Origin of the sequence: Pedobacter sp. AJM, from assembly GCF_002197755.1 — a bacterium.
In the GTDB taxonomy this organism is placed as follows: Bacteria; Bacteroidota; Bacteroidia; order Sphingobacteriales; family Sphingobacteriaceae; genus Pedobacter.
In genome coordinates, this window is the sequence record NZ_NHOT01000002.1 from 115566 (window position 1) to 140889 (window position 25324).

The window sequence follows — 25324 nt, forward strand, 5'->3', positions numbered from 1 at the left end:
GTCTAATCTCAAATCACACATCTAGTTTCTCATCTCTTTACTTAATCAATTTCAACACTTCACCCGCTATCATTTCATCAGCTGCCGGCAAGGCCATTTTCCCTATGCTTTCTGATAACTTAATGCGCTGACTTTCATCTTTCAACAATTCCAAGGCTGTTTTAACCAAAGTATCTTCAGCAGAACGGTCATTGATGAGCAAAGCAGCACCATTTTTAACCAGTGCCATTGCATTTTTAGTCTGATGATCTTCTGCTACATTTGGAGAAGGCACCAGTATTACTGGTTTTTTGATCAGGCAAAGTTCTGCAATGGTTCCTGCTCCGGCACGGGAGATGATTACATCTGCCGCTGCATAAGCCAGGTCCATTTTATTTAAAAATTCCAGGATGCGCACGTTGGGGTGATATTCAAGCCCTAACCTTTCAATAATTCCTTTATAATAGAACTTACCGGTTTGCCAGATCACCTGAACATCCTGAGCTAAAATTTCAGGCAGGTGTTTTTCAATCGCTTTATTTAAGGTTCCTGCGCCTAAACTCCCCCCCGTAACCATAATGGTTTTTTTCAATGGATCAAGTTTCAAAAGTTCAGCACCTGCATGGTGTTTACCTTTAATATCCACCACCTCTTTACGTACCGGATTACCTGTTTTCAAGATCTTATCTGCCGGGAAAAACTGATCCATTTCGTCAAAAGCGACACAAATCTTGGCCGCTTTTCTGCCCAGCCACTTGTTGGTAACACCTGCATATGAATTTTGCTCCTGTATTAAACTTGGAATTCCTTTCAATGAAGCCGCATACAATAACGGACCAGAAGCATATCCCCCTACACCCACAACAGCATCAGGTTTAAAATCTTTAATAATTTCTAGGGCTCTTTTTACACTTCCGATCACTTTAAATGGCAATGCCAGATTTTTCATGATCGAACCGCGCTGCATACCACTGATATTCAATCCTATAATTTTATATCCGGCAGCTGGAACTTTTTCCATTTCCATCCGGCCGTTTGCGCCCACAAACAAAATTTCACAGGAAGGAACCAAGCGTTTAAGCGCATTGGCTATGGCTACGGCGGGAAATATATGCCCGCCGGTGCCACCACCTGATATGATAATTTTTGGGGAATTATTCATTTTGTTATTTAATTATTGAATGAGGGAATTTTGAATGAGGGAATGTTCAATAAAGATAGCTACATTCAATCATTCGTTCATTCTATCATTCTTTATTTCTATCTCTAATTATTGAATTTGTGAATTTTGAATGAGTAAATGTTTACTAGCGACAATTACATTCTACAATTCAATCATTCTTTCATTTAATCCTTTATTTATGATTACTTACTTTTTTTCTTGCTTTAGCTACAATTGCTAAAATTTCATTTACTTCTTTCAATAATGGTTGAGCTTCCATCGTATTTGTAATCTTCGATTCTGCTAGGATCTCAATCCAGAACGCAGTTTCATCCGCTTCCTCAACAACAATACTCAGCTTAGAAAAAAATTCTGCCCTGGACCTACTTCTGCATGCAGCTCTATAATTTGCTCCGACTGATGATGCTGATCGTATAAATTGCCTACCTATTATTTTTCCTTCTTCAGTTTTTGGCAGTGCTTGATAAAACTTTATTGAATCCAAAACGAACTGCTTTGTTCTGGCTTTTATCGATTCTACAAAATCAATTTTAGTTACATTCTCCATTATTTATTAATTTCTAACTATTAAACTTTGGGATGTTCACTTCAATAGGGAATTCTATCACTTCATCATTACAACAATCTTATTCAATCATTCAAAATTCTGTCACGCTCTCAATCATTCATTAATTATTGTCTCACTCGCTAATTCAATCATGCTATCACTCACTAATTATTAATTAAGCCATCGCCGGAATCTCTCCTACAATCACTTTATTCTTTACTTTTTCTTTCTCCTCTTTAGCTCCTCCAATGGCATTTTCTTCCACATCTCTACTTACACTCAGGATAATACCAAAGGCTACACTGGTAAAAATCATTGATGTTCCACCCATACTCACCAATGGTAAAGGCACGCCCGTTACCGGTCCCAAACCTACGGCTACTGCCATATTTGCAAAAGCCTGAATGGTTAAACTAAAACTCAAACCGGCAGCCAGCAGTGCCCCGAAAGCCTTCGGAGCCTTGGTCACTATTTTTATGCATCGGTATAAAAGCACCAGGTAAAGCACCATAATGACAATTCCGCCCAGTGTTCCCCATTCTTCAATAATAATGGCGAAAATAAAATCGGAATACGGATGGGGAAGGAAATTGCGCTGTGTACTATTACCTGGTCCTTTACCAAAAACACCACCAGTGGCCAGGGCAATTTTTGCCTGATCGGCCTGGAAAGTTTTATCTGAATGCTGCATCTCCGGATGCATGAACGTATTAATCCTCGACATGTAAGTCTTCCGCCTCGGCCCGAGGAAGAATACAAATAACAATAACACAAGACCACCCGCACAAACAATAGCTATTTGCTTGATACTAATCCTGCCGATAATTAACAGCAAAATACTTACACCGAAAAGCATTAGTGCCGTTGAAAGGTTAGCCAATGCAATCAGTACAAAAACCACACAAACGGAGCCCATGATTGGTAAAAAGGACTCTTTTACATCTTTAATATTCTCCTGTTTTTTCGTCAGCATCCTGGCCAGAAATGTTATTAAAGCCAATTTTGCCAAATCGGATGTTTGAAAAGTCAATCCGATTACCGGAATCTTTACCCAGCGTGACGCATCGTTTAAATTTGTTCCAAAAATTAAGGTGTAAACCAGTAATGGAATCGTGATAATCATTAATATTTTAGATATACCTGCGTAATACCTGTAATCCAGCAAATGTGCAATGTAAATCATCCCAATCCCCATCAACACAAAGATGAGGTGTTTGGTTAACAGCAATTTCTCTACGGCTTCGCCTTTTTTATAAGCCAAAGTTCCCGTTGCACTATAAACTGCCATTACAGAGATAAGCGAAAGCAAGATGATGATCAACCAGATCCATCTATCGCCTTTTGTTTTATCAAGTAGTGCTTGGAACATATATTAGCCTCCTATATTATAATTCTTTAACTGCTGCTTTAAACTGGTTGCCGCGGTCTTCATAGTTTTTAAATAAATCAAAACTGGCACATGCAGGTGAAAGTAAAACTGCATCGCCGCGTTTGGCCAGGTGAAAAGCAATCTGAGTGGCTTCATCAGCAGAAAACGTATTTACAATAACTTCCACATCATCTTCAAAGGCATCATGAATCCGTTTGTTATCCTTACCTAAACACACAATCGCTTTCACTTTACTTTTTACCAGATCTTTTAGCATGTTGTAATCATTGCCTTTATCAACTCCGCCCATAATCAACACCACATCGGCTGTCATACTTTCCAGCGCATACCAGGTAGAATTCACGTTGGTGGCCTTGCTATCATTGATAAAATCAATTCCTGATATCTTAGCTACATGTTCTAACCTGTGCTCAATATTTTTGAAATTGCCCATACTTTCACGAATGGTCTCATTTCTTAACTCTAAAACCTTCGCAACAATGCCCGAAGCCATAGAGTTGTAAATGTTGTGCTTGCCTTGTAAGGCTAAATCTGAAATAGACATGGTTAGTTCTTTATTAGGTTCTGTTAGGATATGTATGGTTTGTGCTGCTAAATAAGCACCAGGTTCATTCTTTTTAATAATGGAAAACGGAAATACATTTGCTAAAGGCTTAAAGGCCTGCACTGCTTTTACAGTTTCTTCATCATCGGCACAATAAATGAAGACATCATCTGCCGTTTGATTTTGAATAATGCGCATTTTGGATGCAACATAATTTTCCATTTTGTAATCGTAACGATCTAAATGATCGGGCGTGATATTTAAGAGCACAGCAATATCTGCCTTGAATTTAAACATATCATCAAGCATGAAACTGGAGATTTCCAGCACATAATAATCATAGTCCTTATCAGCTACCTGCGCTGCGAAACTGTGACCAATATTTCCTGCAAGTCCTACATTTAAACCCGCATTTTTCAAAATGTGGTACGTAAGCAAACTGGTGGTTGATTTACCGTTTGATCCTGTAATGCAGATGGTTTTCGCCGTGGTATATCTTTTGGCAAATTCAATTTCTGAAATGACAGGCGTTCCCTGGGCGATTAATTTTCTAATGATCGGTGCAGTTGGCGGAATACCAGGGCTTTTGATTACTTCTGTTGCATTTAAAATCAATGCTTCAGTATGTTTTTCTGATTCAAAAGGAATGTTCAGTTTCTCTAATGCTGATTTATATTTATCGGCAATTACGCCGAAATCTGAAACGAATACCTCAAAGCCTTTGGCCTGTGCAAGTTTCGCTGCACCAACGCCACTTTCGCCTGCGCCCAAAATAACCACACGGCCCTGCCCTGCCATTGCTGACTGCGGGTTTTGTAATGTGTTATTTTGAATTGTGCTCATTTTTAATTAGTATTTAGTATCAAGTCAAGAAGCTTAATAGCCAATTTTTTATTAATCTTTATTTATTTAAGAAGGCTAGCATTTTTTTTACCTTCTATCTTGAAGCCTTCCGCCCTAGGTTTATCTCAATTTTAACGTTACTATTGTGATGATGGCCAGCATGATTCCGATGATCCAGAAGCGCGTTACAATCTTTGCCTCATGATATCCCTTTTTTTGATAGTGGTGATGCAAAGGCGACATCAGAAAAATCCTGCGGCCTTCTCCAAACCGCTTCTTCGTGTATTTAAAGTACGATACCTGCATAATGACAGACACCAATTCTACCAAAAAAACGCCGCATAGAACCGGAATCAACAGTTCCTTGCGGATCATTAAAGCGAAGGAAGCGATGATTCCTCCAATGGCCAAACTTCCGGTATCGCCCATAAAAATCTGAGCCGGATAAGAATTATACCAAAGAAAACCTACACAAGACCCAACAAATGCGCCTGCAAAAATCATCAGCTCTGCTGAATTTGGAATGTACATGATGTTCAGGTAATCGGCCATTACCGTGTTACCCGAAACATAAGCCAAAATCCCTAAGGTAATCCCGATGACAGCGGATGTTCCAGTGGCTAAGCCATCTATCCCATCAGTTATATTGGCTCCGTTTGATACCGCCGTAATAATGAAAACGGTAATGAGCAAAAAGATGATGAAGGCAAACTTTTGATAATCACCACCTAAAAACTTCAATACCTTTGCGTAATCAAATTCATTATTCTTATAAAAAGGCATGTTGGTTTTGGTCGATTTCACATCTTGTGTATAGTAAAAAGTCTCCCCTTTCTGACGCAATACCATCGGGGCCGGCGAGGTCACTTTTACATCATCCTGAACCGTTTCTCTCACCACAATATTGGGATGAAAATACATCGTCGTACCAACAATTAAACCTAAACCTACTTGCCCAACAACCTTAAACTTGCCCGCTAAACCTTCTTTATTTTTTTTGAAAACCTTAATATAATCATCCAGGAAACCAACTGCACCCATCCAGATGGTGGTAATGATCATCAGGATCACATAGATATTGGAAATATTGGCAAACAATAAAGTTGGAATCAGAATCCCCAACAAGATGATAATCCCTCCCATCGTTGGAGTGCCTTGTTTTTGCATCTGCCCTTCCAAACCAAGATTTCTAACCGTTTCTCCAACTTGCTTTTTATGGAGATAATCGATTAACCTCCGTCCGTAAACGGTTGTAATGACCAAAGACAAAATAATAGAAATCGACGCACGGAACGTGATATACTGGAACAACCTTAATCCAGGAATGTCATAATGCTTATGCAAGTATTCGAATAATAAATATAACATTAGCTGTTCGGGTTTAGTTGTGCTAGTAAAATTTCTTTATCATCAAAATGGTTCCTTACGCCATTAATTTCCTGGTATTTTTCATGTCCTTTTCCGGCGATGAGGATAATATCACCGCTTTTTGCCAAATGACAGGCTGTTTTAATGGCTTCCCTTCTGTCTAAAATGGATAAGGTTTTACGTTTATTGGTAGGTGAAACACCTGCTTCCATCTCTGTAATAATACTTTGAGGATCTTCCGTTCTTGGATTATCAGAAGTTAAAATCACTTTATCACTCCAATCGCAGGCCACCTGTGCCATCACCGGTCGTTTGGTTTTATCCCGATCACCACCGCAACCAATTACCGTAATTACCTGTTCTGTTCCCTTGCGGATATCTGCAATTGTGCCTAATACATTTTGAACCGCATCTGGTGTATGGGCGTAATCTACAATACCAATAATTTTATCTGAAGAAACAATATAATCAAAACGACCTTCAGCGCCGGTTAAACGACTTAAAGAAGTTAATACTTTCAATTTATCCTGTTCCAGCAAGATGGCTGTTCCGTATACCGCCAATAAATTATAGGCATTGAATGAACCAATCAACTTGAAATACACATCTTCATTGTCGATATCCAGGTGCAATCCGCTAAAACCGTTCTCCACAATTTTAGCTTTAAAATCTGCCAGTTGTTTCAAGGCATAAGTTTTTTTATGCGCCTTTGTATTTTGCAGCATCACCAAACCATTTTTATCATCAATGTTGGTCAGTGCAAAGGCTGACTTTGGAAGCATATCAAAAAAGGATTTCTTAGCCTTTAAATAGCTTTCAAAAGTTTTGTGAAAATCAAGGTGATCATGGGTCAGATTAGAAAACACACCTCCTGAAAAGCTTAAACCTTCAATTCTATGTTGAGAAACCGCATGTGAACTCACTTCCATGAAACAATAATCACATCCGGCGTTTACCATATCACTTAGTAACTGGTTAAGCGCAATCGGATCTGGAGTAGTATGTGTTGCCGGTATAACGGTATCATTTATATAATTTTCTACCGTTGAAATTAATCCGGTTTTATAGCCTAAATCTTTAAATAATTTAAATAGAATAGTGGCAATGGTGGTTTTACCATTTGTTCCAGTAATGCCAATCAGCTTTAAATCGGCAGAAGGATTACCAAAATAATGACCTGCCATAATACCCAAAGCTACAGCCGTATTTTCTACCTTAATATAGGTGACGGTAAAATCATGAACTTCAGGAAGATTTTCACATACAATTACAGTTGCTCCCTGCGCAAGGGTTTGCGCTATAAACTGATGGCCATCAGCCAGCGTTCCCACTACTGCAAAAAAAACATCGTCTTTACCAACCTTGCGTGAATCAAAGTGGAGCGCATTGATTTCCCTATCGGTTTTCCCAACCAATTCTTTAATCGTTACGCCATATAGTAAATCTTGTAATTGCATTTTGTTTTTTTAATTAGAGAAGGATTGAATTAGAGAATAAAAGAATGTGGCTATCGCCTTTAGCACTCACTTATTCAAAATTCTATCATTCAATCATTTCATTTAATTAGAGAATAAAAGAATGTGGCTATCGCCTCTAACATTCACTCATTCAAAATTCTATCATTCAATTATTTCATTTAATTAGAGAATAAAGGAATGTGGCTATCGCCTTTAGCACTCACTCATTCAAAATTCTATTATTCAATCATTTCATTTAATTCAACTCTATCTGTACGCCTAAACCTCTTCCTACTTTAGGGCCGGCGGCGATGGACTGGCTGATGACCTTACCGGAACCTGCCACTTTCGTTTTTAAGCCTGCATTACCCAAAAGGTATAGTGCATCTTTCAAACCCATTCCTGCCACATTTGGCATGACTCCTCTTCGTTCTGTATTTTCCTGGTAAACGGCTCCTGCACTGGTATCAATGATGTTATAATACTCCGATTTAGATGCAAACAACGGTTTGTAACCAAATGATTTATATACCTTTTGCGTAGCTTTACTTTGCCCAGCTTTTGTTGGTGGATTACCAGTGTTCCCAACTAACCTTGTCGGCATATCATTGTACATCTGCATATCACTGGCATAAATCCGGTCAGCTACTTCACGAAACACTGGTCCGGAAACCAAGGCACCATAATATCCACCTCTGGGATCATTAATCACGACAATCATCGAATATTTAGGCTTATCGGCAGGGAAATACCCAACAAAAGAAGCCTGATATTGCTTTTTAGCTTTGTAACCTTTATTGGCATCCGCTACCTGTGCGGTACCCGTTTTACCTGCAATTTTATATAAAGGGTTGCGTACATATTGCTTTCCACTACCTTCAGTCACCACACCCTCGAGCATTTTCTTTATTTTACTTAAGGTTACATCCGAGCATATTTTATCATTGATCACCCTGGCTTTAAATTGTTCAATCGGATTTCCAAGTCTCCTGACTTCCTTTACAAAAATTGGTGCAATATATTTACCATTATTGGCCACCGCATTATAAAATGACAGCATTTTTAAGGGCGTAAGCTGCATTTCATAACCATAAGCCATTTGCGGGAGGGTCATTTTCCCCCAGCTTCTATTTGATGGATTTTTAATAACAGGTTTTGCTTCTCCGGGAATCTGCAATTCCAGCTTTTCATTCAAATGCCAGTTATACAGATGGTCCGTAAAACGTTTTGGATTTTCACCATACCGGTTATTGATCAGGTAGGCGATTGCGGCATTTGATGATTGCTCAAAAGCTTTCTTAACCGTAACAACCCCAATACTTCCATGCGAATCTTTAATCATATGCCCAGGAATCTTATAATTTCCTGTGCCTACCATGGTATTCGTATCCACTAACTGATCTTCCAGCAAAGCCATATAGGAAGCCAGTTTAAAAGTTGAACCAGGATCCTGATTACCAGCTATGGCATAGTTAAACTTCTCTTTATAAACACCTTCTTCTACTTTAGAGAAATTGGCTACTGCCCTGATTTCTCCTGTGGCCACTTCCATTACAATCACCGCACCATGATCTGCATCATAGGCAATCAGTTGTTTTTCAAGCGCACTCTGCGCCAGATCCTGCATATTCACATCAATGGTGGAGATAATATCCGCGCCATCTTTCGGTGCCACCTCAGCCTCTTCATTTACCGGAATATAAACGCCTCCGGCAATCCGCTGCATTAATCGCTTACCTGTTTCGCCATTGATATACTCCTTATAAGCACCTTCCAAACCTACACCGTTGGCGACATTTTCATTTTTATAACCAATGGTACGGGCAGCCAGTGCCTGAAACGGAAGAATTCGCTTGTTCTGCTGCACAGCAATTAAACCACCACTGAATTTACCAATGTTATAAAGCGGAAAAGTCCTGATCGTTTTCAGATCGGCATACCCCACTTTACGGTGAATCAATAAATACCTGGCGCTATCTTGCCTGCCTTTACGTAGCATCCGGGCATAATCCTTAGCGGTTTTATCATTAAAAATCTGCGACAATTTGAGCCCCAGAGAATCGACCTTTTCATTGAAAACCTTATCATCTGCAATTCCACCTGCATACATATCCATACGAAGTTCGTATTCCGGAACAGATGTAGCCAGCAAACTCCCGTCGTTAGAATAAATATTCCCGCGGGTAGCCTCTACATTAACATAGCGTGTTGACAGGCTATCAGCCATTGCCTTCCATTTTTTACCTTGCACAAACTGCACCTGACCGAGGCGTAAAAACACCGCAAAAGCAAAAAGCACAATTAAGCCAAATGCCAGGTATACGCGAAGCAAGATGTTTGCTCTAATATTCATCGCTTTTAACAATTATTTTTTTTGGTGGTTCAATCAGTTCCTTTATTCCGAGGGTATCTACCTTTTTGGCTACTTCTGTCAACTTACTCTTGAACATCAGATCTGCCTTTAACGATTTATACTCCCATCTTAATTCTTTTACTTCTTTATTTAACTTATCAATACGGCGAACATTATTTACCGCAAAGTGGCTGTTGGCAATGTAAATCATCCCCAAAAAAGCCAGAAAACACAAATAAGGCAAAGCATCTGTTGCCGCCTCTTTTGATACCAAGCCATCATTAAAAAGCTTACTGATAAACGAATTGCTATCCATTTTTTCTTCAGCTGTTTTTGGTTTTTTAGGCGCAGCCTTTAGCTCCGGCTCAGGTCCGATCTCCTCTTCTTCTATATCTTCCCTGAACTTGTTCATATCTTCTCTGCTATTCTCAATTTCGCACTTCTAGCCCTGTTGTTCAGCACAATTTCCTCATCCGAAGCTACAACAGCTTTACGCGTAACCACATTAAAAGGCTTCTGTTGATTTCCAAAAAAATCCTTTTCAACCTCTCCCTGAAATTTACCTTTTGCCATAAAATTCTTTACCGGCCGGTCTTCCAATGAATGATAAGACATCACCACCAGTCTGCCACCAGGCTTTAAAACATCGGCAGCCTGCTGTAAAAAATCTTCCAGCACTTGTATTTCGGCATTCACTTCAATACGTAAAGCCTGAAAAACCTGCGCCAGGTATTTATTTTCTTTTCCTTTCGGGATGTAGGCAGAAATAGCAGCCTTTAAACTATCAATATCTGCAAATGGCATTTCCAAACGAGCAGTTACAATAGCACGCGCCAATGATTTTGCATTTTTAACCTCTCCGTATATCCCAAAAATTTTATGAAGTTTATCTTCAGTATAAGTATTTAACACTTCTGCAGCCGTTAAATGACGGTGCTGATCCATCCGCATATCCAGATCGGCATTGTGCCGGATCGAAAACCCACGCTGAGGAACATCAAACTGATGAGATGAAACCCCTAAATCAGCCAAAATGCCATCAACCTGCCTTACACCGTTTAAACGAAGATTATTTTTTAGAAATCCGAAATTCTGATCGATAAAAACCAATCGTTTATCATCCGGAATATTTTGTTGCGCATCAGGATCCTGATCAAAAGCAATCAATTTACCTTTATCACTGAGATGCTTTAAAATTTCTCTCGAATGCCCGCCACCACCAAAAGTAACATCAACATAAACCCCGTCAGGATTAATATTAAGCCCCTCAATACAAGGTTGCAACATCACCGGAACATGGTAATTATTCTCCATCAACGCCTCCTTTCTTATTACCCATTACCTTTTGAGCAAGATCTGCAAAGTTTGCAGGCACGTCATCAAAAATATCTTCGTAAGATTTTTTATCCCAAACCTCAATCCGGTCTAACTGACAAGCTAAGACCAGATCACTACCAATACCCGCATACTCTACCAATGATTTAGGCAGCAATACACGACCAGCCGCATCAAGCGAAAGCTCGGTGGCACCACGGGTAAAAGCCCGAACAAAAGCACGGTTTTCCTGATCGTAAATATTTAGCTTGGCCAGATCGGCCACAACGGCATCCCAAACATTCTTAGGATAGATCACCAGATTTTTTTCGAAACCACGGTTAATAATAAGCCCTTCCTTCTCGGCATCAGGCAATTGCTTCTTAAGCGCAGCGGGTACCATAAGGCGTCCCTTTGCGTCAAGTTTACAATCGAATTCTCCTAAAAGTTGGGTCATAGTGGTATCTACACTTTTTATCTAGTGTAAAAGTAAAGAGTTCTACCACTTTTTACCACATTTTACCACAAAAAAGTTTTCAACATCTTTTTTGTTACATTAAAGCATACTCATTGAATCAAAAAATATGTTGAGCGATATACATAACCCACCATAAACACTAATAATCAGCACTTTAAAAACATTGGTTTATTGAAGTGGGAAACAAGCCCAAAATTTAATTCTTGGCTCCAAATTTAGGCTAATTAATTCCGAAATGCATGAGTAAGGCTACAAATTGGCTAAATGATCCTGATCAATATCGATTGGAAGATATTTTTTTTGATGGAAATTCAGATTAAACTTCTATATAATTTTATGGCCGTAATTATTACTTTGAAGCGAAATGATATTAGTAATCCTTACTTGAGGTCATTTCAAGACTAACGATTTAATAATACCTTAGAAATTTTATTTAGATCTTATACCCAGGCTTTTTTCCAAAAAAATTAAATCCAAAGAAATAATAGATAAAAACTTATAGGAATTTTATTTTTTCCCCCTTATGACATCTGTCAAATATCACTATATAAGGAATGAGAGAAAGCATAAGACCATGCATCTTATTCTAGAAGATTAAAAGAAATTGTTTTTGGAGCTAAGCGAAATGAGAAGGGATGAGTGTGTTAAAGAGAATGAAGCTAAGCCAGATTTTTAAATAGTTATCGGATGAATATAACATATTATCCATCCGATAACTAAATTAACTATCCGTTAATTGCTTTAACGCCAGGTAATTCTTTACCTTCCATATATTCTAATAAAGCACCGCCACCTGTTGATACGTAGCTAACTTGATCTTCCATACCGAATTTAGCAATTGCAGCAGCAGAGTCGCCACCCCCAATTAATGAAAAGGCACCATTCTCAGTTGTAGCAGCCACCACAGCATCAGCCACTGCTTTTGTACCGACCTGGAAATTTTCCATTTCAAAAACACCCATCGGACCATTCCATAATAAAGTTTTAGAGTTCTTAATCACATCCTGAAATAATGCAACTGATTTCGGACCGATATCTAATCCCATCCAATCAGCAGGAATCTGACCAGAATCTACATCTTTCTTATTAGCGTCGTTCGCAAACTTATCAGCGATTACCGTATCTACAGGCAAAATTAAATTTACGCCTTTAGCTTTTGCTTTCTCCATTAACTCCAATGAAAGTTCTTGCTTATCCGCTTCCAAAAGCGAAGTACCAATTTCGCCACCTTGTGCCTTAGCAAAAGTATAGGCCATACCGCCACCGATGATCAGGTTATCTACTTTATCCAGTAACTTTTCGATTAATAAGATTTTATCCGAAACTTTTGCGCCGCCCATAATCGCAGTAAAAGGACGTTCTGCATGGTTTAAGATTTTCTCTGCATTTTCTACTTCCGAAGCCATTAAATAGCCAAAGTATTTCGCATCAGGGAAAAACTGGGCAATAATTGAAGTAGAAGCATGTGCACGGTGAGCCGTACCAAATGCGTCATTCACGTATACACTACCCAGTTGAGATAATTTCTCGGCAAAAGCTACATCGCCTTTTTCTTCTTCTTTATAAAAGCGGAGATTTTCTAATAACAGCACTTCACCCGGAAAAAGATTTTTTGCCTGGTTAACAGCATCTTCACCAATACAGTCGGCAGAAAATTTCACTTCCAGATCAAGCATCCGCGATAAGTCGCCCAGAATATGTTTTAAAGAGTATTTGTTAGTAGGGCCATCTTTTGGTCTGCCCAAGTGAGACATTAACACAACAGAACCGCCATCATTTAAAATTTTAGTGATGGTTGGCAATGCCGCACGCATTCTTTTATCATCGGTAATTTTAAATTCTTCATCAAGAGGCACGTTAAAATCTACCCTGATAAGCGCTTTTTTATCTTTAAAATTTAACTGATCGATTGTTTTCATGTTTATATATTATTTTAGTTTTAGTCGCATTTCATAATGGAAACCAATGCCTGGAATGTCAAATTCAGGTGATTCATTGATAAAGCCTATTTTTTTATAGAAAGTTACAGCGGCAGATCTTGCATTGCACCAAAGGTAATCGGTATGATATTCTTTCAGATATTCGACCGCAAAATGAATCAATGCTGCGCCGTAACCCCGGCCACCATAATCAGGATGTGTAGCCATTCCGCGGAGTTGATAACCTTCACCATCTTCCGGAAAAAAATCATTCCGCATAAAGGTAGCTACAGAAAGGATTTGATCATCTTCCACGTAACCGAGATGAAAGGTATCATAGGCTTGATCTCCATCAAAAACACATTCATTCAATGGCTTACCATTTCTCAACATCAGGCTTCTTAGCGGGAGAACTTCTTCAGGAAGAATGAATTTAACCATATTTTACTTTAACAAAAGTGTTGTACTTACTTACAAGGCAAATACAAGGATGTTTTTCAAGAGCCTTGGCAAAGTTAGCAAAGCATTTGAAACCTGATTAAAATTGAGGTAAGAATTTTGTTAATGACTTTTATTATCACCAGCAAATTGTGGTATTGACGAGGATGTCAGGAATATGTTTAGATGAGCGAATAATGCATCTTTTTGAAAAAGCAGTCATAAAATCCCATGAAAAGGATTCTATGACTGCCTTAAATTTATTTACTTTTCAGTTCGTTAACCGGTGTGGTTAATGTAAAAGCTTTGTGTACTTTTTCTACTTCCAGTTCTTTAGCCAAAGAAAATTCTGCAGATTGTTTTATTGATAATGATGAGGTACCAATGTTAACTTTATAGGTTCCTGCTTCAGCTACCCATGCACTTCTGCTTTCCATAAACGAAGCGAGATCTTTTGGAGACAGTGTAAGTTGAACAGTTTCTGACTGACCAGGTTTTAACAACTTTGTTTTAGCAAATGCTTTTAATTCTTCTGCCGGTTTATCAACGTCTTGATGTGGTGCTGAAAGATAGAGTTGTACAATTTCCTTCCCGGCAACCTTTCCCGTGTTCTTAACGGTAACTGAAGCCGTCAATTTTCCTTCGAAAGTTTTGCTGCTTAATTTTAGGTTGGCATATTCAAAACGGGTATAAGATAATCCGTAACCAAACTCAAAAGATGGTTTTACTTTGAAGGTATTAAAATAACGGTAGCCTACATAAATACCTTCGGCATAAGTTACGTTTTCAGGGTTGGATGCAGGTGTACCTAACCAGTTTTTGGCTGAGGGCGTATCTTCATATTTCACCGGGAAAGTCATGGTTAATTTCCCTGAAGGTGTTACTTTACCACTAAAAATATCAGCTACAGAGTTTCCACCTTCCTGACCAGGCTGCCAGGACAATAAGATGGCATCTACTTTATCTTTCCAGCTAGCCGTTTCAATCACGCCGCCAATATTTAAAATTACCACCACTTTTTTGCCTTTTGCATGAAAAGCTTCAGTTACATTATTCATTAGGTTTACCTCATCCGCAGCCAGGTTAAAGTCATTATCTACAGTACGATCGCCTCCCTCACCAGAATTTCTTCCGATAGTGATCACCGCCAGTTCAGTTGATGCTGCCTTTTTTGCAATCAGCTCTTTATTTAAATCCAGCTCGGGCAATCTTTGCGGCAATGCCAGAATTCCCCGTTTTTTACGGCTTTCCAATTCTGCTGCCTTTTCTTTTGCTGCAAATGGCGTGTATAACGTTTTAAGCTCATCATCCAATTTATATCCGCCCTTTTCCAGCCCCTCGATCAAGGAAACCGTATAAGATTCATTCACATCACCACTTCCGGTTCCGCCCGAAATGAAATCGTATGAGGTTACCCCAAAAGCTGCAATTGGTTTTCCTTTGGTCTGATAAGGCAATAAATGATCATTATTTTTCAATAAAATCATGCCTTCGGCAGCCGCACTCCTGGTCACCTCAGCATTAGCTTTTAAATCCGGGTGATCAGTATATTTATATTTCGCCATGGTTGGAGATTTGAAGACCAGCTCCAAAATTCTTTTAATGTTTGTTTCTACTACAGCTTTTGAAAGTTTACCATTTTTCATATTTTCAAGAATGGCTTTTTTCTGTGCAGGGAGGCCGGGCATTAATAAATCATTTCCTGCCTCAAGCTGGGCAACAACATTACTGGTACCACCTTGCAATGAACTAAATCCAGCGTAACCACCAAACCAATCCGTCATTACAATTCCTTTAAAGCCCCATTCATCGCGAAGAATATCTGTTAACAAATCTTTTCTTGCTGAAGTATAAGTTCCGTTAATCAGGTTATAAGATGACATCACTGTCCAGGGATTGGATTCTTTAACAGCAATTTCAAAGCCTTTTAAGTAAAGTTCACGCATGGCTCTTTCGGTAATGTGTTCATTAATAGAAAGGCGATTGGTTTCCTGATTATTAGCGGCAAAGTGCTTAATGGATGTCCCTACACCGTTAGACTGGATGCCATTTACCATGGCTGAAGCAATTTTACCAGACACTAATGGATCTTCGGAGTAGTATTCAAAATTCCGGCCATTTAAAGGATTGCGGTGAATATTTAAGGCAGGAGCCAGCAGCACATCTACCCCATATTCTTTCACTTCATTTCCCATGGCTTTACCAACAATCTGGATTAATGCCGGGTTCCAGGTAGAGGCGAGCGCAGTGCCCACCGGAAAAGCTGTACAGTAATAGGTATTCTTATCCTTTTCACGAATGGGTTTAATGCGTAATCCGGCAGGGCCATCGGCTACAATAATTTCCGGAATCCCTAAACGCTTGATGGCATAGGTGCCACCGGCTGCTCCCGGAACACGACCTTCTATTGCACCAACCACTGGTGTTAAACCATCAAAACCAGGCATGCCTGTGCCCATTAACATAGATGCTTTTTCTTCATCAGTCATTTTGCTGATCAAATCATCAATGCGCTCACTGACCGGTAAACGGTAATCTTCATATTTGTCTAACCTTCCGTTTCTGTTTAAATCTTCGAAAGTAAAACCATTTATGGTAATCCTAAGTGGTTTTTCTGTGTGTTTCGGGGATGCATTTTTCCAGGAAAGATTTGAAAATACCAATGCTGCCATCAGCGATAGCTTTAAATTCTGATTTACGTGATGCTTTTTCATATTTTATCTATTTGGCTATGATTAGTTTAATAATTTGTGATATTTTAACCAGTCTTCAAACCGGTCAACCCAGCTATCAACAGGCAGATTTTGCTTTCCCATTCCGAAGCCATGACCACCCTTTTCATACATGTGCAACTCTGCCGGGTAACCACCTTCCAGCCATTTATTATACAACTGAATACTTCTGGGTGCAAGTTTTAGCTGATCATCTGTTGCGGCACATACAAATAAAGGAGTGCTGAGTTTAGGTAAAGGCTTTTGTAACAGTGCTGCAGAAACACCACCATAAATGGACGCCGCAAAATTTGGAACGAAGTTGCCGTTATTGTTCAATACGGTTTGCATGGCAACAGTACTGCCTGCGGAAAAGCCAATAATGCCAATCTGATTGGTTTTAATACCATATCTTGACGCATTTTCATAAACGTACTGAAGGGCTTTTTTTCCATCTTGTGACGACATTTCAATTAATGGTGCAGTACTTTTTTCGAAAGCAGCCCGGTCTTTCAGTTTATCCATCATTTCTTTTGCAGGATCATTCGAAATGGTTTCGAGTAAACGATATTTTAAAACAAAAGCAGTAATTCCCTTTTCACTCAATCTTTTGGCTAAATCTATCCCTTCCCTGTTGATGGATAGACTCTGGAAACCACCACCAGGTGCAATTACCATGGCTGTACCTGTATTTTTCACACCTTCGGGCACTTTATAAACCAAAACCGAGGGATCAGTCACATTGTAAACCACTTCTGTTTTAAAGAGCTCGGAATAAACCTGTGCTTCTTTCTGCTTCCAGTTTTCAGACCCTGGCGCCTTGCCGTTATAGAGTTTTATAACTTCCTGTGCCTGAATGGAGAAAGAAAAGCCAAGGGCGGTAAGTAGTAATAAGGGGATTTTATTTTTCATGGGATTCTATTTTGTTATTGTCAATCTAAATTTCAAAGCACTATCTTAAATGAGATAGCATCAGCATAAAATTTCTGTTCGTTATTTTTTATATTTTTCTGTTCTTGCATCTTTGATTACGCCTTTCCAGTTTAAGCCATAAGCAAAATCATAGCGGTTCCCATCTGTATCCTGATATAGAATTAAATCAAACGGGACGTCCTCTTTCTGTTTTTCCACGGTTGCCATATTTGCCGGCATTTGCAAAGGCAACAAACCTGATGGTTCAGTTTTGCCTGAAATAATATCTAAAACAGCTTGTGTGGAAACACCAAAATTCAGTACAATGCCATTTACACTTTTCTCAAACTCATTAAAAATCATCGGTTTTGAAGCGGTAACTGAAACGATAACCGGTTTTTCTTTCATCATTTCACGGGTATCGAGAATGGTCCGCAAATCCATGGTATTGGATGCAGTAACCGTTTTGTCCTTATAGTTCCGGTCTTTAATAGTTGGGTCGATTACAGGATCGCCGGCAGCAATGCTTTTGGATCTGGCACTTTCTGCAGTATAGGTTCCGTATTGCAAGCTGATGGGCACATAACCATTACTGCCACTCTTGCGATCATTGATATCATAACCACCTTCAGCACTTTGCGGACTGCTTACAAATACGATAGCGAAATCTGCCTGATCAGGTACATCTGTTACGTTGTAATATTTTTTAACCAGTTCTATATTAACCGGGTATTCAAACTTTGCAGCCGTATAAATGCCCCACCAGTCTTTGGTGGCCGCAGTGTATATTTTGGGGATATAAACCGTTTGTTTTGTTTTTACCGGAAGTACGTTAGCACTATTTTTTAACAGTATAACAGATTTTAACTGTGCGTTATATCCTGCTTTCATAAATTCAGCATTGCCAACAATTGCTTTGGTTTCGGCTACATTTAAGTAAGGGTTTTCAAAGAGCCCGACACGGAATATGTTTTTAAGTAAGCGCACGGCAGACCTTTCAAAACGGGCCCGCATAAATTTTTCGCCGTATTCTTTTATGCCCATTTGATAGGCTTCCAAAACAGGTTTCTGATCATTATTACCGCCAAACTGATCTACGCCTGCCATTAAAACTTTATAATGTCTCTGGGCAATGGTTAAAGCTTCGGCACCCCAGGGTTTACCGGCAAAAAGATTTGGCGTTTTTCCTTCATCACCAGTAACGAGCCAATCGGTACATACTACGCCATCGTAGCCATATTGATCTCTCAATAAATCGGTAATTATATACTTACTGAAGCCATTGGCTACATTTTCCTTATACTTTTTATCCTGATCAAAAGTGATGGTATAATAAGGCATTACTGCTGATGCTTTTGCTGTTTTTCCTTTTAGTTTAAAAGCACCATTTACAAAGGGATCAATATGTTGCTGCAAATTATTGCCGGGGTAAACCGTAAATTTTCCATAAGCCCAATGCCCGTCTCTGCCCCCTTCTTCTGCCCCGCCACTTGGCCAGTGTTTTACCATTGCATTTACACTTTGATAACCCCAGCCATCCTTAATTTCATCTTTTCCATAAGAAGTTTGAAAACCATCAATGTAGGCGCGCCCCATATCTGTGGTTAATAACGGGCTTTCGCCAAAAGTCATTGCAATGCGATACCAGCGGGGTTCGCTTCCAAGATCAATCTGTGGAGACAATGCCGTTGCAATGCCAAGGGCGCGGTATTCTTTCGCTGCGATTTGACCAAACTGTTCCACAATTTCCGGATCGAAGGTTGCCGCCATGCCCAAACCATCAGGCCACATGGAAATTTTACCACCCGCACCAGCATTAAACTCACTTGTGGCTATTGCGGTATGCCGCGGATCCGAACTGTTATTTGCCGGGATGCCTAAACCAATGCCTTCAACAAAAGCCTGAACATTGTTATTCCAGGTGGCTGCAATTTCCGGCGTTTGCACACTGGTTAACAAGACATGGCGCAGGTTATCATTTTTTAAAAAAAGCTTTTGCTGATCAGTTAAATCTGATGCCTTCGCCTTACTCTCCGGAAACACCTTACCACCGTAAGTACCCATATTGTATCCGGCTACACCTGCCGGCAATGCCTGGTGCCTGCTGTAAAGCATTAAGCCGGCAATTTGTTCTACCGTCATTTTCGAAGCCAGGTCTTTTGCCCTTTCATCTGCGGTTAAACGCCAGTCTTCATACCGGTCTAGTTTGCCGTTTTGATTTAGATCTTTAAACTTTAATCCGTTAACCGATAATATTTTAACACCCGAACTGGTGGAATAGCCAAGCATGGCACCACGGTTATTTTTAACGATGGAGAACTGTTGCGCATTTAATGAAAAATTCGTCAACAGGGCTATAGACAGGGTTACTGTAATTTTCTTCATTTGGTTAGAATTTGAAATTTAATGAGGCCTCAACGGTAAACGGACGGATATAGGAACCTACTAAAATCTGGTTGTAATAAGCAGATGCATCTGTAATTAACTCGGCACCGTTAATGGTCCCTTTCGCACCGGTCTGGTTTAAGAAGTTAACTGCAGTTACACCGAAGTCAAAATGTTTGTTCACCTTATAATTTATACCACCAAAGGTTTCCCAGCGTGCAGCAAAGTAAAGTGCATTCGTTAAGTTAGCAAATTGCTTGCTGAAATAGCGAAAACTGGCCCAAACTTTAAAATCTTTGTAGGTATAACTTGGATCAATCTCCATTAACACTTTAGAAATCTCCAGTACGTTTTTATTATCGTATGAGTAGTTATTTCCAAAGGCGGTGAAGTTGTAATTCTTATAAATTGGATTTTGAAAAGTAACGAGATAGTGGATATTGAAACCTTTAAACGGATTGGCTACAATGTCGGTAGTCCAACCCAATGTTTGTATGTCATAGTTCACTGTCGCCACCTGCGACTCGCTGGCATTGCCTGGATTCACCAGGTTTAAACGAGAGAAGTAATTGTTTCTGGTTAAATAAGTAGCCTGAGAAACGACACTAAATTTGTCGTGATTATAGTAAATACCAAAAGCACCCAGCGGACTTTTAGTTTTAGACATGTTTGGCACTACCGCACCTGAATAGCTTTCCAGTCGGCCGTTATTCTCCGCATAGGTAAAATCAGCCAGTAAGCCAAGCCTATTGGTAATTTTGTAAACGGCATTTACTGATCCCCCAAAATGGAACCAGTTGTTATTAATTGGGCTTGTTTGTGTAGGATCGAATACAAAGCCTGCGGTACGTGGTGTTTGGTAATAATTTCCGCTTAATTTCTGGTATCTTAAATTAATGCCATAGTTGAGAGAGAATTTATCTGAAATGCTCCAGTTGTCTGAAAAATAGGTAGACAATTTATTTTCATAGCCATCATGATATTCTCCGCCAACATTATAGTTGTAAAAACCATCGGCATCTGTATTTGAAGTTCCGCCTGGTGTATTCCGTACCAGCTTTTCCGGGTTAGCTGAAACGGTTTGATAATAGAATGACCGGCTGGAAGTGTATTGATCCACATTATAATAATATTCGGTTAACCCTAGTCTTAAATTGTGGTCATTTACTTTTTTTGTTAATTCAAATCTTGAAAGAAAAGTTTGGGTAGGCGTTTTTGGTGTAGATAAGCCTAGCATAGAATTTACGTTTCCGGTATATGCTTGTCCGTTGTTTACATAAGAAAAGCCATCGTTTGATCCAGCCTGAAGAATGCCTAAAGGAATATTGGTTAGCGTTGTAGCTTTCGCAAATCTTAAACGCGTACTGAAATTAAATTTCCAGTCGTTTTTGAGCTTGTAATTTCCAAGCACATCAAAACTGTGAGAGCTTGATGCAGCATCATTTCCACCTTCATTCTTAAAAGAAAACGCACCTGTACGGATATCCTTAAACTTCATGATCCCATCATTGATGATGTAAGAATCCCTGCCAATTCTAAAGTTATCCAGCTCTTCAACCTGCCCGTTTTCTTTATATTTAAACACGGCATAATTGGTTAACGAAATGGAATTGGCATATTTATACAGAAAACTGATCTCACCTTTATCTTTTTTGAATCGTTTGGTTAACCCGGCACGATAAATTTGTGTTTTATCCGAATAATTGGAAAATTGCACGTCAAAAGAATTGGGATCATAGTTTTGGTAAATGCCGGCAACATATGACCAACCATTTGACATTGGCCCCGAAACATTTACATCCCCTTTTAACCAACCATAATGGCTGCCAGATAAATTACCAACAACTTCTAATTTTGGTGTACCCAGTTTTGTATAGGAATTAACCGCAAAACCCAGATCACCTGTGGTAATCACTGATTCTCCTATTTTTAATAAACCTGTTTTTTGCAGGCTCACACTTTGGCGCCAGGTTCTGTTAGGCAATTCAGGCCAGAAAAAGTAAACGACAGGCAGGTTATTTTCCTGAATGGTAATGCCGCCTACCGTTGATGGCAAACCGATATTGACATCCCTCGGACCAGTATTATTTGCGGCATTCAGCATCACATTTCTATTATCCTCTTCTTTTTTCTCTCCTATTTTTTTCTGTGGAATAGAATCTCTTTTTATTTTTTCCTGCGCATAAGACGAAATGCATAATACAGAAAGTATTAATACCAGGGTATTCTTTAGGGTGCTCATAGCCAACTCGGATTAAGTATGTAATATTTATAATAGTTTTTAGCAAAAAAATGAAGGAAAGCGATATTGGTTAGCATAAATCAGCATATTTATCATTGCTTCATTATGAAGCAATATTAATATGTTTAATTAAGAAAAACAAATTATTAATTTTAGAAGTCATTAATTCATATAAAATAAACCTATGATCAATCAGGATATTAAAGATAAAAGTGTGGAGTTATGGCGAAGTTCAATCCCTCATATTTCAATAGACAGCGTGGTATTCGGCTTTCTGAACAACCAGTTAAATGTGTTGTTGCTGAAGCTTAAAGAGGAAGAAAACTGGATTTTACCTGGTGGATATTTGCAAAAGGATGAAAGTATTGATGATGCAGCAAAAAGAATTTTATATGAAAGAAGTGGTGCCGATAAAATATTTCTGAATAATTTTTGTGTGTTTGGAGACCTCAACCGATCTGAAGAATATTTTATGGATTATCCTGATGACCTGTGGCATAAGCAGCGTTTTATTACCATCGGTTATTATGCATTGGTTGACCAGACCAAGGTAAAACCGGTACCTGATAACTTCACCGACCGTTGTGAATGGATGCCGGTTAATGCCCTTCCCAGATTGGTAATGGACCATGAAACAATCATCAAAAAAGCATTGAGCACCTTAAGGGAACATATCAGTTATAAACCTATCGGCTATAATTTACTTCCTGAAACTTTTACACTTCCTGAATTGCAGGGACTTTATGAGGCTATTCTCGGAGAAAAACTAAACCGGGGGAATTTTTATAGAAAGATGATGCGTTATGATATCCTCATTAAACTTGACCAGCAGCGAAGAGGTGGTGCCTATAAAGCACCTGACCTATATAAATTTGATGAAGCAAAATATAAAAAAGCGCTGAGTGGATTAAACTGGTAAATCATTCAGGCTTGATCATAATACTCAAGCCTGAATAATAATATTGAAGAACCAGGGGGAAACCAATTGTTAATTATATTCGTTCAACTGGTTTATTTTCTTTACAATATCAACCAGGCGTGAACTGTAGCCAAATTCATTATCATACCAGCCCACCACCTTTACCATATCGCCAACAATAGAAGTTAAAAGCGAATCAAAAATGCAGGAATGCGGATTATTGATAATATCTACCGATACAATCGGATCTTCAGTATATTCAATTACACCGGTCAGTTCATTCGATGCAGCACTTTTAAATGCAGCATTAATTTCACTGATGGTGGTTTTCTTTTTTAATAAACAGGTAAAATCAGTCAGCGATCCGTTCAACACCGGAACCCTTATTCCAGCTCCGCCTAAACAGCCATCCAACTCTGGAAAGATGTGAGTAATGGCTTTCGCCGCACCTGTAGTAGTGGGGATTATGGATGAAGATGCAGCCCTTGCCCGGCGCAAATCTTTATGATTGGAATCATGCAGGTTCTGATCACCTGTCATAGAGTGAATGGTAGTGATATAGCCTTCTTCAACACCCCAATGATCATTCAGGATTTTTATCATGGGCGCAATATTATTGGTCGTACAGCTGGCATTAGATAAGATTTCACTTTTAAGGTCAATCTGATCATCATTTACGCCCAGCACCACCATTGGAATATCATCTGCTGCAGGTGCTGAAATTAATACCTGCCTGGCGCCGGCCTTAATGTGTTGTCCTGCCGTGTCTGTTGTCAGGTTTTTCCCTGTGCAATCTATTACGAGGTCAACCCTAAGGGCAGACCACGGTAATTCTTCAGCTTCTTTAATGGAAAAAACAGGAATGGTAAGTTTATCAATAACCAGTGCATCAGGTTTCGCGGCTACTTCGCCATTAAAAACACCATGTACAGAATCATATTTAAAAAGATGGGCCATGGCTTTGGCATCAGCCAGGTCATTGATGGCTACTACCTCAAAGCCTTCAAGCAATGCTAAACGCAAAAAAGTTCTGCCTATTCTCCCGAAACCATTTATCGCAAGCCTCATATTAAAAATTTAGAGGGCAAAATTAATGTTTATTTCCAGATTATAGCCCCATCATATGCTCTACGTTCATTTTATTTTTGTCTGTTTAATCAGTTCGTTTTGAAAGCTGTCTTGAGATCAGTAAATTGAATACCATGCAGATGCCGATTAAAAGAAATATCAGGAGAAAGCTTCCCAGATGTTGCAAAATCATGGTACAACACATGGCACTGAAATTCAGAATTACAGTTAGCATAACAATTTTATCCGGTTTAAAACCTAGGTCTTCCAGCCGGTGGTGAATGTGATTCCGGTCACCAAGAAAAGGTGATTTTTTCTTTAAAATACGAACGGTAAATATACGGAGTGAATCAAAAATCGGAACAATTAAAATAGATACAGCAATGGCTGGTGCCGAATAAAATGCTGGTGTATTCAGGCCTGTAAACTTATTTAACTCTATAAATTTAATGGCTAGTGCAGCTGTGGTTAAACCAATAATCAGTGCGCCGGTATCGCCCATAAATATTTTAGCCGGAAACCAGTTATACCTTAAAAAGCCGGCAAGGGCACCCGCCAGGGCAAAAGCAATAAATGCATAAGGCAGCTCATCCATGATGGCAAAGCAGATACCAAAGCTTAGACTGGCCAGGATGCCAATGGTACCTGCCAGGCCATCAATCCCGTCAATCAGATTAAAGGCATTGTTTAAAAAAATAATCAGGATGATGGAAAATATTCCCCCGCCCAGGTAATTGATTTCATTGATTCCTAATACACCATACAGACTGGTAAGCCGGAAACCACCAAAAAAAACAAGTATGGCGGCAACAACTAATTGCAGCAAAAATTTTGTACTGGTATTGATACCATAAACATCATCTTTTAGGCCCAGGCCCGCCAGGATAATACAGGAAACAATTAAATAATTAGCCTCCTCAAAATTGATCAATGCGGAGAACAATAAGGTACAAATAGTAAAAATAGAAACGATTGACAATCCGCCCAGCCTTGATATATTTTCTGCATGATTTTTACGATGCAGATCGCTCACATCAAAAAGTTTATATTTCAGTGAAGCATGAATGATAGAAGGAATACTTAATATGACCAGGAGCAGTGCCAATAAAAATATTGCACAATAGAATACTTCTGGAGCAGTTATTAAAAAATTTTTGAACAAAACGGGGAACTATTTTAACAAATATAGCCAATGATTGTAGACAATCCTGTTCTTTTTGTTCTTTACGGGTAATCATATCATTTACTTTACAATAACTTAACCGCTATACCGT

19 protein-coding genes are annotated in these 25324 nt (G+C 39.1%); 1 reads left to right on the forward strand and 18 read right to left on the reverse strand.

Annotated elements, in window-relative coordinates; translation table 11 throughout:
* Positions 1-37 precede the first annotated feature (37 nt).
* The 16 genes from murG to CBW18_RS04500 form a co-directional block, all read right to left on the reverse strand.
* Positions 38-1141 carry an undecaprenyldiphospho-muramoylpentapeptide beta-N-acetylglucosaminyltransferase gene (gene murG / locus CBW18_RS04425; RefSeq protein ID WP_088300062.1) on the reverse strand — a complete coding sequence of 368 codons (1104 nt, stop codon included), beginning with the start codon at positions 1139-1141 and terminating at the stop codon, positions 38-40.
* A gap of 193 nt (positions 1142-1334) precedes the next feature.
* Positions 1335-1709, reverse strand: a complete 375-nt coding sequence (locus CBW18_RS04430; RefSeq protein WP_088300063.1) for a four helix bundle protein — start codon at positions 1707-1709, stop codon at positions 1335-1337.
* 175 nt (positions 1710-1884) lie between these two features.
* Positions 1885-3078 carry an FtsW/RodA/SpoVE family cell cycle protein gene (locus CBW18_RS04435; protein WP_088300064.1) on the reverse strand — a complete coding sequence of 398 codons (1194 nt, stop codon included), beginning with the start codon at positions 3076-3078 and terminating at the stop codon, positions 1885-1887.
* 16 nt (positions 3079-3094) lie between these two features.
* Positions 3095-4486 (reverse strand): UDP-N-acetylmuramoyl-L-alanine--D-glutamate ligase, encoded by a 1392-nt coding sequence (gene murD, locus CBW18_RS04440; RefSeq protein WP_253248964.1) that lies wholly within the window; start codon positions 4484-4486, stop codon positions 3095-3097.
* A 120-nt stretch (positions 4487-4606) separates the two neighbouring features.
* Positions 4607-5854 carry a phospho-N-acetylmuramoyl-pentapeptide-transferase gene (gene mraY, locus CBW18_RS04445; RefSeq protein WP_029282979.1) on the reverse strand — a complete coding sequence of 416 codons (1248 nt, stop codon included), beginning with the start codon at positions 5852-5854 and terminating at the stop codon, positions 4607-4609.
* Positions 5854-7311 (reverse strand): UDP-N-acetylmuramoyl-L-alanyl-D-glutamate--2,6-diaminopimelate ligase, encoded by a 1458-nt coding sequence (locus tag CBW18_RS04450; RefSeq protein WP_088300065.1) that lies wholly within the window; start codon positions 7309-7311, stop codon positions 5854-5856. Before CBW18_RS04450 ends, mraY begins: the two co-directional genes overlap by 1 nt.
* Before the next feature lie 256 nt (positions 7312-7567).
* A complete protein-coding gene (locus CBW18_RS04455) occupies positions 7568-9664 on the reverse strand; it encodes a penicillin-binding protein (RefSeq protein ID WP_088300066.1) in 2097 nt (698 codons plus the stop codon).
* Complete coding sequence (locus tag CBW18_RS04460) at positions 9654-10076, reverse strand: FtsL-like putative cell division protein (RefSeq protein ID WP_029282973.1); 423 nt, start codon at positions 10074-10076, stop codon at positions 9654-9656. The genes CBW18_RS04455 and CBW18_RS04460 overlap by 11 nt, the downstream gene beginning before the upstream one ends.
* Positions 10073-10978 carry a 16S rRNA (cytosine(1402)-N(4))-methyltransferase RsmH gene (rsmH, locus tag CBW18_RS04465; protein WP_088300067.1) on the reverse strand — a complete coding sequence of 302 codons (906 nt, stop codon included), beginning with the start codon at positions 10976-10978 and terminating at the stop codon, positions 10073-10075. Before rsmH ends, CBW18_RS04460 begins: the two co-directional genes overlap by 4 nt.
* A complete protein-coding gene (gene mraZ / locus CBW18_RS04470; protein ID WP_088300068.1) occupies positions 10968-11435 on the reverse strand; it encodes a division/cell wall cluster transcriptional repressor MraZ in 468 nt (155 codons plus the stop codon). Before mraZ ends, rsmH begins: the two co-directional genes overlap by 11 nt.
* Before the next feature lie 746 nt (positions 11436-12181).
* Positions 12182-13375 (reverse strand): phosphoglycerate kinase, encoded by a 1194-nt coding sequence (gene pgk / locus CBW18_RS04475; RefSeq protein ID WP_088300069.1) that lies wholly within the window; start codon positions 13373-13375, stop codon positions 12182-12184.
* Between the two features lie 9 nt (positions 13376-13384).
* The gene (locus tag CBW18_RS04480; protein WP_088300070.1) at positions 13385-13816 is read right to left on the reverse strand and encodes a GNAT family N-acetyltransferase; all 432 of its coding nucleotides are present in this window, start codon (positions 13814-13816) and stop codon (positions 13385-13387) included.
* A 257-nt stretch (positions 13817-14073) separates the two neighbouring features.
* Complete coding sequence (locus CBW18_RS04485; RefSeq protein WP_088300071.1) at positions 14074-16527, reverse strand: glycoside hydrolase family 3 N-terminal domain-containing protein; 2454 nt, start codon at positions 16525-16527, stop codon at positions 14074-14076.
* A 21-nt stretch (positions 16528-16548) separates the two neighbouring features.
* Positions 16549-17436, reverse strand: coding sequence for an alpha/beta hydrolase (locus tag CBW18_RS04490; RefSeq protein ID WP_088300072.1), 888 nt, complete (start codon positions 17434-17436; stop codon positions 16549-16551).
* Positions 17437-17517: 81 nt separating this feature from the next.
* Entirely contained in the window at positions 17518-19821 is a 2304-nt protein-coding gene (locus CBW18_RS04495) for a glycoside hydrolase family 3 N-terminal domain-containing protein (RefSeq protein WP_088300073.1), read from the reverse strand.
* A gap of 4 nt (positions 19822-19825) precedes the next feature.
* Positions 19826-22063: a TonB-dependent receptor gene (locus CBW18_RS04500; RefSeq protein ID WP_088300075.1), complete on the reverse strand. Its 2238-nt coding sequence runs from the start codon at positions 22061-22063 to the stop codon at positions 19826-19828.
* Positions 22064-22247: 184 nt separating this feature from the next.
* Between CBW18_RS04500 and CBW18_RS04505 the strand changes: the two genes are divergently transcribed.
* Entirely contained in the window at positions 22248-22982 is a 735-nt protein-coding gene (locus CBW18_RS04505) for an NUDIX domain-containing protein (protein WP_088300077.1), read from the forward strand.
* Between the two features lie 69 nt (positions 22983-23051).
* Here CBW18_RS04505 and gap read toward each other — a convergent pair whose 3' ends face one another.
* On the reverse strand, positions 23052-24050 hold the full coding sequence (gene gap, locus CBW18_RS04510; RefSeq protein WP_088300078.1) for a type I glyceraldehyde-3-phosphate dehydrogenase: 999 nt from the start codon (positions 24048-24050) through the stop codon (positions 23052-23054).
* An 85-nt stretch (positions 24051-24135) separates the two neighbouring features.
* A complete protein-coding gene (locus CBW18_RS04515; RefSeq protein ID WP_088300080.1) occupies positions 24136-25212 on the reverse strand; it encodes an MraY family glycosyltransferase in 1077 nt (358 codons plus the stop codon).
* Between the last annotated feature and the right edge of the window lie 112 nt (positions 25213-25324).

Excerpts from the sequence above, each read along its gene's own strand:
- CBW18_RS04450 (WP_088300065.1), bottom strand. The coding sequence starts at position 7,311 with ATGCAATTACAAGATTTACTATATGGCGTAACGATTAAAGAATTGGTT.
- CBW18_RS04500 (WP_088300075.1), bottom strand. The coding sequence starts at position 22,063 with ATGAGCACCCTAAAGAATACCCTGGTATTAATACTTTCTGTATTATGC.
- rsmH (WP_088300067.1), bottom strand. The coding sequence starts at position 10,978 with ATGGAGAATAATTACCATGTTCCGGTGATGTTGCAACCTTGTATTGAG.
- pgk (WP_088300069.1), bottom strand. The coding sequence starts at position 13,375 with ATGAAAACAATCGATCAGTTAAATTTTAAAGATAAAAAAGCGCTTATC.
- CBW18_RS04460 (WP_029282973.1), bottom strand. The coding sequence starts at position 10,076 with ATGAACAAGTTCAGGGAAGATATAGAAGAAGAGGAGATCGGACCTGAG.
- gap (WP_088300078.1), bottom strand. The coding sequence starts at position 24,050 with ATGAGGCTTGCGATAAATGGTTTCGGGAGAATAGGCAGAACTTTTTTG.
- mraZ (WP_088300068.1), bottom strand. The coding sequence starts at position 11,435 with ATGACCCAACTTTTAGGAGAATTCGATTGTAAACTTGACGCAAAGGGA.
- CBW18_RS04435 (WP_088300064.1), bottom strand. The coding sequence starts at position 3,078 with ATGTTCCAAGCACTACTTGATAAAACAAAAGGCGATAGATGGATCTGG.
- CBW18_RS04485 (WP_088300071.1), bottom strand. The coding sequence starts at position 16,527 with ATGAAAAAGCATCACGTAAATCAGAATTTAAAGCTATCGCTGATGGCA.
- CBW18_RS04430 (WP_088300063.1), bottom strand. The coding sequence starts at position 1,709 with ATGGAGAATGTAACTAAAATTGATTTTGTAGAATCGATAAAAGCCAGA.
- CBW18_RS04490 (WP_088300072.1), bottom strand. The coding sequence starts at position 17,436 with ATGAAAAATAAAATCCCCTTATTACTACTTACCGCCCTTGGCTTTTCT.
- murD (WP_253248964.1), bottom strand. The coding sequence starts at position 4,486 with ATGAGCACAATTCAAAATAACACATTACAAAACCCGCAGTCAGCAATG.
- mraY (WP_029282979.1), bottom strand. The coding sequence starts at position 5,854 with ATGTTATATTTATTATTCGAATACTTGCATAAGCATTATGACATTCCT.
- CBW18_RS04480 (WP_088300070.1), bottom strand. The coding sequence starts at position 13,816 with ATGGTTAAATTCATTCTTCCTGAAGAAGTTCTCCCGCTAAGAAGCCTG.
- CBW18_RS04455 (WP_088300066.1), bottom strand. The coding sequence starts at position 9,664 with ATGAATATTAGAGCAAACATCTTGCTTCGCGTATACCTGGCATTTGGC.
- CBW18_RS04505 (WP_088300077.1), top strand. The coding sequence starts at position 22,248 with ATGATCAATCAGGATATTAAAGATAAAAGTGTGGAGTTATGGCGAAGT.
- murG (WP_088300062.1), bottom strand. The coding sequence starts at position 1,141 with ATGAATAATTCCCCAAAAATTATCATATCAGGTGGTGGCACCGGCGGG.
- CBW18_RS04495 (WP_088300073.1), bottom strand. The coding sequence starts at position 19,821 with ATGAAGAAAATTACAGTAACCCTGTCTATAGCCCTGTTGACGAATTTT.